Raw genomic sequence first — 13,110 nt, 5'->3', positions numbered from 1 at the left:
GCGTTATAATCACTGATTTAAATTGTTTTTTTTAATTTACACACAAAAAAAGAGACACATAACATGCATCTCTTTGGGCGGCCCATTGTAAGTTCAGCCTATTATTGATTTTTTACTAGTTATCCCGATACTCGATCGTCAATCCTTTTAAAAAGTTGCGGGCATATTTGTCTAAACATGGTTTGTAATTGCGATGGCCTTCTTTTCGTAAAATGGCGCCTAATTCACCTTTTGAAACTTTAACTCCCGCTTGCTCGAAAATGTCCAGCATGTCATCTGTTGTTAGGGAAAGGGCGATTTTTATTTTCTTCAGCATCAAATTATTTACATTGCCATTGTTCAACTCTAGGACAGGTTCTGCAGCATCTGGCTTTGTTCCTCGTTGCGAGCGAATCAAACCATTTAAGAAACGCTCAAAGGCTTCATTGGTACACTCAATCTCGTAGGTCTCAGGATCTTTTTTCTTCAATAATTGTCTTACTTCTTCTTTTGTGAAAGAAGCGCCGCCAAGTTCAAAAATTTTCACCATGTCGGTATCCTTGATATCCAAAGCATAGCGTAAACGCGTCAAGCGATCATTGTGATTCATTCTATACACCATCCATTTCTTAGGTTGATTATAACAAATAAACCTAGACGAGTAATCCCGTTTTCGCTTTTTTACTCTAAGAACCCATTTGTTTTCGTTCAAATGTATATCGCTTCTCTCATTCTACTTCCTCCGCTATACTTGATTTAGGGAGTAAATTTATTCTAACAAAACAATAAACGAAAAAAAGCATCTGTTCCGATGATGTTTTGGATTGCTTTATTGTTTTTATTTTGTACACAAAAAGGAGAGGAAAGAAATGAAGAAATACGGGAAATTTTTGGTAATGATTGGGGTATCGACGGTGATTATGTTTTGTATGATGTATTTCAATGTCTACGCCCTCGATCATATCTTTTTCAGCCAAACCCGCCTATTTATGGCACTAATGATGGGCGCGATGATGGCGATCATCATGCTGTTATTTATGTGGAAGATGTATGACAACAAGAAAATGAATATCGGAATTTTAGTTGTCAGTGTTGTACTCTTTTTTGGTTCACTGTTTATGGTCAGAAGCCAAACCGCCGTGGGAGATACAGCCTGGATGAAAGCCATGATTCCCCATCATTCGATTGCGATTCTAACCAGTAAAAATGCCGATTTGTCTGATCCAAGAGTAAAAGAACTTGCAGAAAAAATCATTGACGCACAGGAAAAAGAAATCAAAGAAATGAAAGAATTGATCGAAGAGTTGGAAAACAAATAGCCAGTTTGTGTGCTCACTCAAAGTACCAGCAGATCAACTTTATCGCCACGGTTGCGAAGCCCTTCAAACAATGGCTGAAGGGCTTCTTTTTTTATCGTCAGTTGCTTTCTTTCTACTGAAAACCCCTGACCGTTATTGCATCCGTTCTTGTTTGACTTTCTTATCCACAACATGACGCTTGGCAAGCTCTTGGCGAATAGCCGCTAAATCAATCCCCATTTCTGCCATTAAAACCAATGTATGATACGCCAAATCAGCAATCTCATAAACGGTTTCTTGGCGGTCTTCCTTCATCGCCCCAATCACGACCTCGGTTGCTTCCTCGCCGATTTTTTTTAAGATTTTCTCACTGCCTTTTTCAAACAAGTAGCTGGTATAGCTGCCTTCTTGCGGCGTATCTTTACGACCTTTTATCAGCTCATACAACGCATCGATGGTCGGAGAGGATTCTGTACCATAAAGCACCTCTGTAAAGCAGCTTTCTGTGCCTGTATGGCAAGCAGGTCCGTCTTTTTTTACTTTGGCGACTAAAGCATCTTGATCGCAATCTGCGGTCAATGATACTAAATGCTGGTAATTGCCGCTGGTTTCTCCTTTGCGCCACAATTCTTGGCGACTGCGGGAATAAAAGGTCATCAATCGGTCTTTCAAGGTCAAGGTCAAACTTTCTTGGTTCATATAAGCCAAGGTCAAAACTTCATTCGTTTCCACATCCTGCACGATCACTGGAACCAATCCTTGTTCATCAAATCGTACTTGCACCATGTTATCCACTCCTTCTATTGCCTATCAAAACGCCAACGCTATACGATTCGTACGGGAATATCGACGGCCTGTAATTGTTTTTTCAGTTCTGGGATTTTTACCTCGCCATAGTGAAAAATCGAGGCCGCCAACCCTGCTTCAATATTTGGCAATTGAAACAGCTCGATAAAATCGGCACTTTTGCCAGCACCACCCGATGCGACGATCGGTAATTTGGTGATTTCGCTGACAGCTTTCAGCAAGTCTAAATCAAACCCCTGCTTCACGCCATCGGTATCCATGCTGTTGATGACTAGTTCACCAGCACCTAACTGCTCAGCTTGGCGAATCCACGCCAATGCTTCTAAGCCTGTATCTTCCCGTCCGCCTTTGGCAAACACATGCCAGTTCTCACCGACACGGCGAACATCAACGGATAAAACAACGCACTGGCTGCCATAGCGTTTCGCGCCTTCTGCAATCAACTCTGGTCTGCGAAGTGCCCCCGAATTGACGCTGACTTTGTCGGCGCCACAGTTTAAGACTCGTTCAAAATCTGCTACTTGATTGATGCCACCGCCCACCGTCAAAGGAATAAACACTTCTGACGCCACGCGCTGCAAAATGTCCGTGAATAAGCCGCGTTCTTCTGCAGAAGCAGTAATGTCATAAAAAACCAGCTCATCGGCGCCTTGTTCATTGTAAAAGCGCGCCAAAGTCACTGGATCATTGACATCTTTTAAGCCAGCAAAATTGACCCCTTTCACGACTCGCCCATCTCGCACATCAAGGCAAGGAATGATTCGTTTGGCGATCATGCTTCTGCCTCCCCTGCTGCTAAGACATCCGCCAATTGGAGACTGCCGTTATATAAGGATTTCCCAACGATCACGCCAGAGATGCCCAACTGTTTTAATCCTTTAATATCTGCCAATGAAGCCACGCCGCCAGAAGCCACGATGTCGCAATCCAATTGATTGAGTTTTTCGTATAGCGGCAGATTGATGCCTTCTCCTGTACCGTCACGTGAGATTTCGGTAAAGATGATCGTTTGCGCGCCCCATTCCACCAATTGTTGGCAAAAAGTAAACGCGTCTGTTGCCGTTTTCTCGAGCCAGCCTTCCACGGCCACTTTTTCTTCCTTGGCATCGACCCCAATCGCGATCTTATTGCCGTATTTCTTAAGCATCGCTTTTGTGAATGCTGGGTCTTTCTGGGCAATCGTGCCGAGGATCACCCGATGAACGCCTGCTGCCAAACAATGCTGGATCGTTTCTTCCTCACGAATCCCGCCGCCAACTTCGACAAACAGATTGGTTTGCTGGACGATTTTTTTTGCGACATCAAAGTAATGGAGTTTGCCAGCTTTGGCACCATCTAAGTCGACGAGGTGCAGATAGTTGGCACCTTCTTCTTCAAATGAACGAGCAAATGCCACTGGATCATCCCCAAACACTTCTTTTTGCTCATAGTCTCCTTGGTACAAACGGACCACTTTTTGATCTAACAGATCAATTGTTGGAAAAATTTTCATAGCGGCACCTCCGTAAATGCTTTTAAAATCTTCAACCCGACAGCCCCACTTTTTTCTGGGTGGAACTGAGTACCGAAGACATTGTCTTTTTGCACGATACCGGGAATTGCTAGACCATAGTCACTGTCTGCTATGACATACTCTTGGCAATCAGTAGCAAAATAACTGTGGACATAGTAGACAAAGTCTTGTTCCCCTAGCCCGCTGACTAGAGGACTTTCCTTTCTGACAGTCAGCCGATTCCAACCAATCTGCGGCACTTTCAGATTCAGTTTGGCTTCTTCAAAGGCGCTTTGCATGGAAACGATCCGTCCTGGAATCAAACCGAGCCCCGCATGTGTGCCAAACTCCTCACTACTATCAAACAACAGCTGCATCCCTAAACAAATGCCTAAAAAGGGTTTGCCAGCTGCTGCCAATTCTTGGATCGGTTCGATCAGCGACAACTCTGCCAACTTTTGGCGGGCATCGCCAAAAGCGCCTACGCCAGGTAAAAGAATGCGGTCGGCAGCTTTTAATTCTGCTAGTGAACGCGTGATTTGGCAGTCAACACCCAAATAATCCAGCGAACGAGACAAGCTGAACAAATTGCCGACCCCATAGTCGATGATTGCTAACATAATACGCCCCTTTCCTTATCTCATCCATCTGTGTGGAAGATACGTAATCATTTTTCCCTCATGAATCACTGGATCGTCCCTTTGGTTGAAGGGATCTCATCTGGGGCTGCTTGATTGATCGCTACTGCTTCACCTAAGGCACGCCCAAAGCCTTTAAAACAAGCTTCCACAATGTGGTGGCTGTTTTTCCCAGCGATTTGATGGAGATGGATCGTAGCACCTAATTCACGGGCAAAAGCAATGAAAAATTCTTCAACCAATTCTGTATCAAACTGCTGCCCGATTTTTTCGCTCGGTATCGCCAACTCTACGACTGCCATGCCACGACCGCTAATATCGATCGCTGTCATGACTAAGGCTTCGTCCATCGGCAGCAGCATACTGCCATAGCGTTTGATGCCTCGTCGCTCCCCAAGACTTTCTGAAAACGCTCGGCCAATGGCGATGGCTACGTCTTCTGTTGTGTGATGGGCATCTACTTCTGTATCACCATCACAGACCAACGTCAAATCAAAGCGACCGTGGCGGACAAATAATTCCAGCATGTGGTCTAAAAACCCCACACCAGTCTTGATTGATTGCTGACCAGTACCATCGATCGTCAACTGCAGGTGGATCTTGGTTTCAGTCGTATTGCGGGTAACTTCTGCTTTTCTCATTCCTTCACCTCTTCTATGATCGTTGTTAACACCGTCATCAATCGTTCCATCTGGGCCCTCGTTCCTACCGTGATCCGTAAATACTCTTTGATGCGGGGCTGATTAAACCAGCGGACGAAGATTTTCTGCTCTTTCAGTGCCTGATACAACTCTTCACCAGCAATCGCAGGGTGCCTTGCAAACAAAAAATTTCCTTGGCTGTCGGTCTGCTCAAAGCCGAGTTTCGCTAGGGCTTGCTTGCTCCACTCACGCACGTGGATCGTTGCTTGGATCTTCTCATCGACATACGCTTGTTCTTGCAAAACGGCTGCACCAGCGGCTTGGGTCAAACTATTGACATTGTAAGGATTCAAGCTAAATTTCAACCGATTCAAGTCTTGGATCAGTCCTTCATTGGCAACCGCAAAGCCTAGGCGTGCCCCTGCCAGCTGCCGAGATTTCGAAAACGTCCCCACGACCAAGAGATTTGGGTATTGATCGATCAAAGAAACCATTGAAGAGCCGCCAAAATCGATATAGGCCTCATCGACAATCACTAAGCGATCGGGATGCCGTTTTAGAAAGGCACAAATTTCGCTTTGTTCTTGATAAACCCCAGTCGGCGCATTGGGATTGGCAAAAATAACGGTCCCTTTGAGCGAATCGTAGTCCGTTAACGCAATCGAGAAATCTTCTTGCAGCGGAACAACGGTGGCAGCGACTTGGTACAAGGCACCATACACTTGATAAAACCCATAGGTCACATCGGGAAAGGCGATGCCGTTTTCCGTGAAGCCTTGAAAGAGATAGGACAAGACTTCGTCACTGCCATTACCGAGAAACAGCTGGGCTGGTTTAACGCCAAGATAGGCAGCCAGAGGGGTTGTCACCACTTCAGCAGCAATATCCGAGTAACGATTCAGCTTGTGGGCGGCATCGGCAACCGCCGCTTGAACACTTGGCGCTGGCGGATAAGGACTTTCATTGGTGTTCAGTTTAATAACGGCTTGCTCGTCTACTTGTTCCCCTGGTGTATAAGGAGTCAGCTTGTGATACTTTTGATGTAAAAAGGTCATTTTTCTCCCTCTCTTCGTACATTGATCGAACGGGCATGGCCGATCAAGTCTTCGGTTTCTGCGAACAACGCTACGGCTGGACCAGCCGCCTTCATGGCTGCTTCTGGGTAATACAAGTAGCTGCTTTTCTTAATAAAATCATCCACTGATAACGGCGAGTAAAAACGGGCGGTCCCTTCTGTTGGTAGGGTATGATTTGGTCCAGCAAAATAATCTCCCAGCACTTCTGGTGTATGATGTCCTAAAAAAACACTACCCGCATTTTCTACTTGTCCCAACAAAGCAAAAGGATCTGCCACTGCTAATTCAAGGTGTTCTGGGGCGATTTGATTGGCAATGGTAAGTGCTTCAGTCAAATCATTGACCAGAATCAGCTTTCCGCTAGATTCAAGCGCTGCAGCAGCAATGTCTTTGCGGGGCAGTTGCTTCAGTTGCAAGTCAAGCTCGGCTTGGACTTGTTCAATCAAGGCTGCTTCTGTTGTGACTAAGATGGCTTGCGCTAAGGGATCATGCTCGGCTTGTGCCAAAAGATCCGCTGCCAGCCAGCGCGGATTTGCGCTGGCATCGGCGATGATCAGCACATCGCTGGGCCCTGCGATCATATCGATATCAACTTCGCCGTACACCATTTTTTTCGCTGTGGCGACATAAATATTTCCTGGTCCGACGATTTTGTCGACTTTGGGAATCGTTTCTGTCCCATAAGCCAATGCCGCTACGCCATGGGCACCACCGACTTTGTAGATTTCATCCACTCCAGCAACGGAAGCTGCCGCTAAGATAGCAGCTGGAACTTTTCCTTGGCTGTCCGTCGGTGTGATCATAACGATTTTTTTGACCCCGGCGATTTTTGCGGGCAGGACATCCATCAAAACCGTACTAGGATAAGCTGCTGTTCCGCCAGGAACGTAGACCCCGACTTTTGCTAGTGGCAAGACCCGCTGTCCCATCACAACGCCATTTTCCTTCGTCAAGACAAAGCCTTGCTGGACTTGCTTTTGATGAAATGCCAAAATGTTTTCCTTCGCCTGTTCCATCACCTCAAGCAGCTCAGGGGAGACGGCTTGGACAGCCGTTTCAACCTCCTCAAGACTGACGGTTAAGGAAGACAAGGTCACTTGATCGATTTCTTCAATTAATTGAAACAACGCCTGATCTCCTTGCTGCTGAACACGGGCAATGATTTGGGCGACAATGGTTGAAACATCCTTCGTTTCCGACTGTTTCCTTGCCACAATCGTTTCGATCGTATCTTTTTGGGTCGAAAAAATTCTCATAATTGCTCCCTCACCTTCTCAATCACTGTTTGAATGCGTTCTTGCTTGAAACGCCACGTGGCGTGGTTGATCACTAAACGCGCTGAAGACGGCGCGATGTCTTGGATCACTTCTAAATCATTTTCTTTTAGTGTCGTCCCCGTTTCGACGATGTCAACGATCACATCGGAGAGACCTAACAAAGGAGCCAATTCAATCGATCCATGCAGTTGGATCAATTCCACCGAGCGACCTAACCCTTGATAAAACTGGCGGGTGATCTGCGGATATTTTGTGGAGACCCGCAGCGGGCGGGAGAAATCTTCCTCGAAATCCGTACGCGCCGCTACTGCCAAACGGCAGACCCCCATATGCAAATCAAGAAATTCGATGACTTCTGCCTTGCTTTCCATTAAAATATCTTTGCCTACGACACCGATATCCGCCACTCCGTGCTCCACATAGATCGCCACATCGCTAGGCTTGACTAAGAAAAAGCGCAGCTTGTTTTCTTCATCACAAAAAATTAGTTGGCGATTGTCTTTGAAGACGCCTTGCGCAGCGACTCCAGCTTTCGTGAATAAATCGTAGACGGCATCCCCCATGCGGCCTTTAGGTAGCGCAATGTTCAAATAGCCTGAACTTTCGTTGTCAGTCGGCACCTTTTGCCCTACATGGTTGAGCTTCATACCAAACCCGATCGCCCCTTGCTCTTTGCCTTGCCGACTCATCAAGCGATCATAACGGCCGCCATATAAAATCGTCTCTCTTGCTTCTTCGATGAATCCTTGAAACAGCAAGCCACTGTAATAATCGGCATCATTTAAAATTGAAAAATCCAGCCTTATCCGAATGGAAGCTGACAGTTGTTCTTTTTGCAATGCTTGATACAGTTGTTTTAGTTCTGCTAAACCAGCTTGTGCTTGGGGATACTCTGCCAGCAGCTCTTTGGCCTTTTGATACTTGGTTTCAAAATCACCTGACAAACGTACCAGTTTCGCCAATTTTTCAGCTTCTGTTGCTGACAAGCCAGCTTTTTCAGTCAGTGCATCCATACCATGGGAACTCTTGTCCCGCAGGCAGTGCAGTACCTTTTGTCGATCCGCTTCGGGGAAGCGTTGGCAGATGCCATCCAAAATCCCCATATGAGACAGATCCAAGGTCCCTTTTCCCACCTGAGCCAAACTTTCCCAAGCCAGTTTTACAACCTCCAGTTGATCTTCCCATGTGATTTGGTCAATGAGCTCCAAACCGATTTGATCGATCTTTTGGTATTCCCCTGCTTGACGATCCTGTCGATAGACATCCTCCACATAATACACTCTGCGCGCTTCTCCAGAAGGTGTATTTTTGGCAATCGACAAGGTGACATCGGGTTTTAGCGCCATCGTCCTGCCATCCGTGCCTGTAAACGTGATGATGGAAGAACCACGCAAGAACTGATCATTTTGCTGATAGTTGCGATACTCTTCAAAATTGTTCGAGTGATAAGGTGAAAAATGATGCTGCGTATACAATTTTCTTAATTTCAGTTCGACTTGTTCGGCTGGTTTTAATACATTCCATAACTCTTCCACACATATCACTCCTATTTCATGCCACTGATTCGGCTTTCTCACTGTTAAAGGCTCGCTTTATCATCGATTCACCATCAGTTTTTCTAATAATACTAATGGTTTTGCCATAAATAAGCAATGGTATTTTTCGAAATATTCTGGAATTTTTAGTCGATTTCAAGAGAACATAGCGATGTCGTTTCTTTGTTGACGATTATTCCATCGAATCTGGAAGTCAGTTTTCCTTTCTTAATGAAGTAACTTAGTACTTGTGCATCCGCCATCACTTAGTTGCTCAACCATAAAAAAGTCCGAAATATACGACCATCTTGTTTCAGAAACTCGTTATCGATTACTCTATCTTTTGTACCGTACAAAGAATTGGCGCAGATGAAGCGATGATATGAAAATCACCCAAAACGTTCATTGTTGTACTTATCGCTTATATTGCGCCACAAAAAGCAAACTGCAGAAGAATCAGAGAAAACAGCTAAATAGTACATGCTCTATAGCTTAATAAGGAGAGAAAAGTAAATGAACAAACTTATAGGAAAACAAATCTCATGGAACCACGCTTTGCTAGGAACAGTCCTCGCAGGTATCGGTTTGGTCGGTCTTTTGTATGCCCCTGCCATCGTCAGCATCTTCTCATTGTCGATTGCCAGCTATTGGGCATTACGGCTAGTTTACGGTAAAGAAGAAGTCAAGCAGCTCTTTGGAAAACCCATCGCGCCAGTGAAGACGATCAGCAAGTATTTTCTTTTAAACATCCTGATCAGCTTTCTCGTTTCTCTCGTTTTGCAATACGGACTAAAGTGGGATCTTCACGGAAACCCTGTGAACGAAGGCTTTCAGTGGTTGACTCTGCTAGTTATTCCAATCATGTTACTTGGAGAAGAACTCTTTTCCATCTTCTTTTTAGCGATTTTTTCTAGTAAATGTACCTTGCCAGTTGCCAGCATCCTTTCCGCGATCATCTTTGGCTTGGTTCATTACAGCACTTATGACAACGGCAATGTTTTCCATACCTTGGTCCATATTCTTTTCATTCAAGGGGTGGCGCGCTTGCTATTTAACCAAGCTGCCATCAAGAGCAACTCGATCCTGACTAGTTGGGGCACACATGTCTTGTTCGACCTGTTTGCTATTTTAGTGGCTTATCTGACTGCTTGAGAAAAACGAAAAAGACTGATTCAATTGAAATCAGTCTTTTTTGATACAACAACTAGTTACCTGAGTATTCCTCCCTGAAAGGAAGCATTGATCGCTTTTGTGCCTTTCACGAGGTTGGGTGTTTGTTCTATTCGCTGTGTTTCATAAGAAAATGTTCTTACTTTTTAAAGGGATCCTCTTTTACTTTCTCACAAATTTCTGCTTCACTGTACACCTTCATCAGCCGCTTGACTTCGCCTTCGATATTAAAACGCAGGGCTTCTGTCGCCTTCAGGTTTTTCAATGCTTGTTCAAGATAACAAAGAAAAGTCGTTTCCTTCATTTAACTCAGCCTCCATGTCAATCGTTAGTTTTACAGGTCACTTTAACAACGTCTCTCAACTCCTGATCAATCTCTCTAGAAAGCAAAAGGATTGTGCAGACATCTGCTTCTTAGTGGTTACACCAGACCGTGCTTTTGGAGTGCTTGCGCAATCCCGCCGTCTTCTGGTCGAGCCGTCACCTCGTCAGCTACTGCCAATAGCTGTTCACAGGCATTGCCCATCGCAATTCCTGTCGCAACGGCTTCAAACATTTCGACATCATTATGGCCGTCACCAAACGCCAAGGTATCTTTGTTATCGATCCCTAGATGATTCAAGAGAAAATCGATGGCTGTTTTCTTGTGGATATTCTTGATGCCGATCTCGCCACTGTCCTTGCCAAAAACAGGTACCGTACTGCGAATCATTTGGAATTGTTCGTGGTATTGGTCATGAACCTGTTCATAAGGAATGGAATGATTGATGAAGGAAACTTTGTTCACGTCATCGTAATCGATTTTCGCTTCGTCCTCGATCAATAAATCAAGGAACCACTGAATAGTTTGAACACGTTGTTTTCCTGCTTCACTTTCAACAGGCTCACCTGCTAAGACGATCTCAATCAACCGATTTCGTAAATTGGTACTTGCAAATAATCCTTGATTCGATTCCAAGTAATACTCGATTTGGTTTGCTTTTAAGAAATCGATCAGTCTTAATAAGGCTTCCTTTTCAAAAACTTTGTGAAAAATCACCTCATCGTGCACCTCGCAATAACCGCCGCCGGCACCAATCATTCCACTTAAAGGCAGTGCCAGTACATCTTCTGTGATTTCGGCTTTTGAACGACCCGTACACAAGAAAAATTCATGCCCCTTCTTATGTGCCGCTGTGATCGCTTGGCGAGCACTTTCCGGTACGTTTCCCGCATCATCGCACAATGTTCCATCTACATCTAAAAAGACAATTTTCTTCGTCATTTCATTCCCTCTTTCCTAACCCAATAAATAAAGCGCTCACATGAACATATTTGCTGAATCCAAGATGTCACCATCAGCCGCTTGCTATTAGTATAACAAATCACAAGATAACCTCGCTAGACTATTTTACTGACTCATACATAAACACGCTCTCCTTTTTTCTCGATGCCCTTTATCTTTGATGATCGTCAAATGGCTTTCATTTGATCACTTTTAAGGTGACTTATCCTTTGCGTAGCTTACTCTTCACTTAAATAAATCAACCCCCATTTAGGTAGTTGGTTAGTTGCATGACCCGTAAGCTCGCGATAATAGTACCGTTTGTCATGCTTGATCATACTGATAATTTCCTCTTCCTTCATCCCCAGCTCTTGACATAGGTCAGTTTTGGTATTGGTCACAAGTTCCAATAGAATTTGGATCTGTGCGTCCACAGCCAGAAGCGCTCGAAAGGTATCAAATAAGTTCTTTGTTCGATCATAGTAAATGTCATCGAAGCCAACACAAAGTTCCTGATAATAAGTAAAAAGTTTTGGATAGGCTGTCAGTACCCCAGCGCTTAACAATACTTCCTTTGAATAAGACAGATAATCCTTCGGGTCATTTATTTTTTCTGATAACACAGAATCACTCCTTTCCATCCATGGCTTTTCTTCAATGATAGCATTGATCCCTCATTTAATCGTAATGATTTCCTTCTTCGTTAATCGCCCCTACATCCCTTCACATAAAACAAAGGCTTTATCTTCTAGTATTTCAAATCACATGAAATCCTTGGGTGGCATCCCGTTCTGCGCTCACCTCCAATGCATGATCTAAGGAAATCAGTTACTCTCATTATAGTTTTTTGTTGCTCCAAGCTTATAATTCCTTTTTGCTCTAGCAGAGGAATAAGAGAGAAAAATCCAGCGTACCCGCATTGCTTTATCTAAGAAGAAAGATCAAAAGGAATTTATTTGCAATGATTTTCCGATGATTACACGATCAAACAAAAGAACGAATGGAAATGAATGCTTTTAACCAATGCTGTGGCGCCTTCATTCTCACGACAGCACAAAAAACCAATGATCGCTGGTTTCGATCATTGGTCAAAGTTCTCAAATTGCATGTTGTAAAAGCACGATCTGTCCTTTCTTTTTGGATCATGCCAAGATATAAGCGAGGCTAAAACGTCCTCTTACACTGTGAGCACAAAAAAGGATCATGCATATAGAAAATCTAAAATCTCACGTGGCGCGTCTACCAAAGCATCTGGGTTTTCTTCAGAAAGCTTTTTCGGATCGTGGCTGCCCCACGTAACGGCGATCGTTTTGACACCCGCGGCTTTTCCCATTTGGATATCAAAAATAGCATCTCCTATCATGATCGTCTTTGTCGGGTCAAATTGATAGTGTGCCACGACTTTATTGATTCCTTCGGGATGAGGTTTGTAGTGGGTCACCGCATCAGAGCCGATGATTTCTTCAAAGAACGCCACAAGGTCCTGAGCAGCTAGGTTTCGTTTGACGACTGCTGTCTTCTTACTTGAAACGACGAAACAAGGAACCTTTCGTTTGTTTAAGATTTCTAAGACATGGGGAATTTCTGGAAATACTTTCAAGGTACTTTCTTCATAGGTTTGGTAATAGGCTCGGAAAATCCGAATCAATTCCGCTGCGGTTTCTTGATCTAATGGCTGTTCAGACATTTTAAAAAATGATTCTTCGATCGGTATCCCCATATAATGTTCAATGACTACTTCACTGGGTACTTTGAGTCCCATCTCTTTAAAAGCTGCTTTTGTCGCCTTCACACTACATTCTTTTGAATCCAATAAAGTTCCATCTAAATCAAATATCACACATTCAACCTGCTTCACGATATTTCCTCCTCCAAAAGGTATTCCATCAATTTTCTACAAATGCTTTTTTCATTTACCCAGTATTTCTTTCCA

Annotated in this window: 15 protein-coding genes; 2 read left to right on the top strand and 13 right to left on the bottom strand. The window is 44.2% G+C overall.

Features of this window, described 5'->3' with window-relative positions; translation table 11 throughout:
• Positions 1-115 precede the first annotated feature (115 nt).
• Entirely contained in the window at positions 116-589 is a 474-nt protein-coding gene (locus IGI82_RS03800) for a DUF1456 family protein (protein WP_375806094.1), read from the bottom strand.
• A gap of 259 nt (positions 590-848) precedes the next feature.
• On the opposite strand from IGI82_RS03800, the gene IGI82_RS03795 reads away from it, so the two are divergent.
• Positions 849-1,298: a DUF305 domain-containing protein gene (locus IGI82_RS03795; protein ID WP_005225207.1), complete on the top strand. Its 450-nt coding sequence runs from the start codon at positions 849-851 to the stop codon at positions 1,296-1,298.
• Between the two features lie 132 nt (positions 1,299-1,430).
• On the opposite strand, the gene hisIE is transcribed toward IGI82_RS03795, so the two are convergent.
• The 8 genes from hisIE to hisG all read right to left on the bottom strand — a co-directional run bounded on the left by hisIE (position 1,431) and on the right by hisG (position 8,743).
• On the bottom strand, positions 1,431-2,063 hold the full coding sequence (hisIE, locus tag IGI82_RS03790) for a bifunctional phosphoribosyl-AMP cyclohydrolase/phosphoribosyl-ATP diphosphatase HisIE (RefSeq protein WP_010747556.1): 633 nt from the start codon (positions 2,061-2,063) through the stop codon (positions 1,431-1,433).
• Positions 2,064-2,101: 38 nt separating this feature from the next.
• Positions 2,102-2,860, bottom strand: coding sequence for an imidazole glycerol phosphate synthase subunit HisF (gene hisF / locus IGI82_RS03785; RefSeq protein WP_005225205.1), 759 nt, complete (start codon positions 2,858-2,860; stop codon positions 2,102-2,104).
• A complete protein-coding gene (gene hisA / locus IGI82_RS03780; protein ID WP_375806092.1) occupies positions 2,857-3,576 on the bottom strand; it encodes a 1-(5-phosphoribosyl)-5-[(5-phosphoribosylamino)methylideneamino]imidazole-4-carboxamide isomerase in 720 nt (239 codons plus the stop codon). Before hisA ends, hisF begins: the two co-directional genes overlap by 4 nt.
• Positions 3,573-4,196: an imidazole glycerol phosphate synthase subunit HisH gene (gene hisH / locus IGI82_RS03775; protein WP_060792980.1), complete on the bottom strand. Its 624-nt coding sequence runs from the start codon at positions 4,194-4,196 to the stop codon at positions 3,573-3,575. Before hisH ends, hisA begins: the two co-directional genes overlap by 4 nt.
• Positions 4,197-4,261: 65 nt before the next feature.
• The gene (hisB, locus tag IGI82_RS03770) at positions 4,262-4,855 is read right to left on the bottom strand and encodes an imidazoleglycerol-phosphate dehydratase HisB (RefSeq protein ID WP_005225202.1); all 594 of its coding nucleotides are present in this window, start codon (positions 4,853-4,855) and stop codon (positions 4,262-4,264) included.
• Positions 4,852-5,910 (bottom strand): histidinol-phosphate transaminase, encoded by a 1,059-nt coding sequence (hisC, locus tag IGI82_RS03765; protein ID WP_060792981.1) that lies wholly within the window; start codon positions 5,908-5,910, stop codon positions 4,852-4,854. Before hisC ends, hisB begins: the two co-directional genes overlap by 4 nt.
• Positions 5,907-7,187 (bottom strand): histidinol dehydrogenase, encoded by a 1,281-nt coding sequence (hisD, locus tag IGI82_RS03760; RefSeq protein WP_438841780.1) that lies wholly within the window; start codon positions 7,185-7,187, stop codon positions 5,907-5,909. The genes hisC and hisD overlap by 4 nt, the downstream gene beginning before the upstream one ends.
• Positions 7,184-8,743, bottom strand: coding sequence for an ATP phosphoribosyltransferase (gene hisG, locus IGI82_RS03755; RefSeq protein WP_010747551.1), 1,560 nt, complete (start codon positions 8,741-8,743; stop codon positions 7,184-7,186). Before hisG ends, hisD begins: the two co-directional genes overlap by 4 nt.
• Positions 8,744-9,256: 513 nt before the next feature.
• Between hisG and IGI82_RS03750 the strand changes: the two genes are divergently transcribed.
• Complete coding sequence (locus IGI82_RS03750) at positions 9,257-9,895, top strand: CPBP family glutamic-type intramembrane protease (protein WP_375806090.1); 639 nt, start codon at positions 9,257-9,259, stop codon at positions 9,893-9,895.
• 157 nt (positions 9,896-10,052) lie between these two features.
• On the opposite strand, the gene IGI82_RS03745 is transcribed toward IGI82_RS03750, so the two are convergent.
• The 4 genes from IGI82_RS03745 to IGI82_RS03730 all read right to left on the bottom strand — a co-directional run bounded on the left by IGI82_RS03745 (position 10,053) and on the right by IGI82_RS03730 (position 13,035).
• Complete coding sequence (locus IGI82_RS03745) at positions 10,053-10,217, bottom strand: hypothetical protein (RefSeq protein ID WP_016610470.1); 165 nt, start codon at positions 10,215-10,217, stop codon at positions 10,053-10,055.
• A gap of 117 nt (positions 10,218-10,334) precedes the next feature.
• Positions 10,335-11,177: a Cof-type HAD-IIB family hydrolase gene (locus IGI82_RS03740; RefSeq protein ID WP_375806089.1), complete on the bottom strand. Its 843-nt coding sequence runs from the start codon at positions 11,175-11,177 to the stop codon at positions 10,335-10,337.
• A 239-nt stretch (positions 11,178-11,416) separates the two neighbouring features.
• Positions 11,417-11,800 (bottom strand): DUF7006 family protein, encoded by a 384-nt coding sequence (locus IGI82_RS03735; protein WP_375806087.1) that lies wholly within the window; start codon positions 11,798-11,800, stop codon positions 11,417-11,419.
• 578 nt (positions 11,801-12,378) lie between these two features.
• On the bottom strand, positions 12,379-13,035 hold the full coding sequence (locus tag IGI82_RS03730) for an HAD family hydrolase (RefSeq protein WP_115231884.1): 657 nt from the start codon (positions 13,033-13,035) through the stop codon (positions 12,379-12,381).
• Between the last annotated feature and the right edge of the window lie 75 nt (positions 13,036-13,110).

It is taken from the genome of Enterococcus sp. AZ067, assembly GCF_051715005.1.
Classification (GTDB): domain Bacteria; phylum Bacillota; class Bacilli; order Lactobacillales; family Enterococcaceae; genus Enterococcus_D; species Enterococcus_D casseliflavus.
Note: the sequence above shows the minus strand (reverse complement) of the source record. Positions and strands in the feature narration are given on the sequence as shown.

Bases quoted from the DNA above. Each gene is read 5' to 3' on its own strand.
- hisIE (WP_010747556.1), bottom strand. From the start codon at position 2,063: ATGGTGCAAGTACGATTTGATGAACAAGGATTGGTTCCAGTGATCGTG.
- IGI82_RS03745 (WP_016610470.1), bottom strand. From the start codon at position 10,217: ATGAAGGAAACGACTTTTCTTTGTTATCTTGAACAAGCATTGAAAAAC.
- hisB (WP_005225202.1), bottom strand. From the start codon at position 4,855: ATGAGAAAAGCAGAAGTTACCCGCAATACGACTGAAACCAAGATCCAC.
- hisD (WP_438841780.1), bottom strand. From the start codon at position 7,187: ATGAGAATTTTTTCGACCCAAAAAGATACGATCGAAACGATTGTGGCA.
- hisC (WP_060792981.1), bottom strand. From the start codon at position 5,910: ATGACCTTTTTACATCAAAAGTATCACAAGCTGACTCCTTATACACCA.
- hisA (WP_375806092.1), bottom strand. From the start codon at position 3,576: ATGAAAATTTTTCCAACAATTGATCTGTTAGATCAAAAAGTGGTCCGT.
- IGI82_RS03795 (WP_005225207.1), top strand. From the start codon at position 849: ATGAAGAAATACGGGAAATTTTTGGTAATGATTGGGGTATCGACGGTG.
- hisF (WP_005225205.1), bottom strand. From the start codon at position 2,860: ATGATCGCCAAACGAATCATTCCTTGCCTTGATGTGCGAGATGGGCGA.
- IGI82_RS03750 (WP_375806090.1), top strand. From the start codon at position 9,257: ATGAACAAACTTATAGGAAAACAAATCTCATGGAACCACGCTTTGCTA.
- IGI82_RS03740 (WP_375806089.1), bottom strand. From the start codon at position 11,177: ATGACGAAGAAAATTGTCTTTTTAGATGTAGATGGAACATTGTGCGAT.
- IGI82_RS03800 (WP_375806094.1), bottom strand. From the start codon at position 589: ATGAATCACAATGATCGCTTGACGCGTTTACGCTATGCTTTGGATATC.
- hisH (WP_060792980.1), bottom strand. From the start codon at position 4,196: ATGTTAGCAATCATCGACTATGGGGTCGGCAATTTGTTCAGCTTGTCT.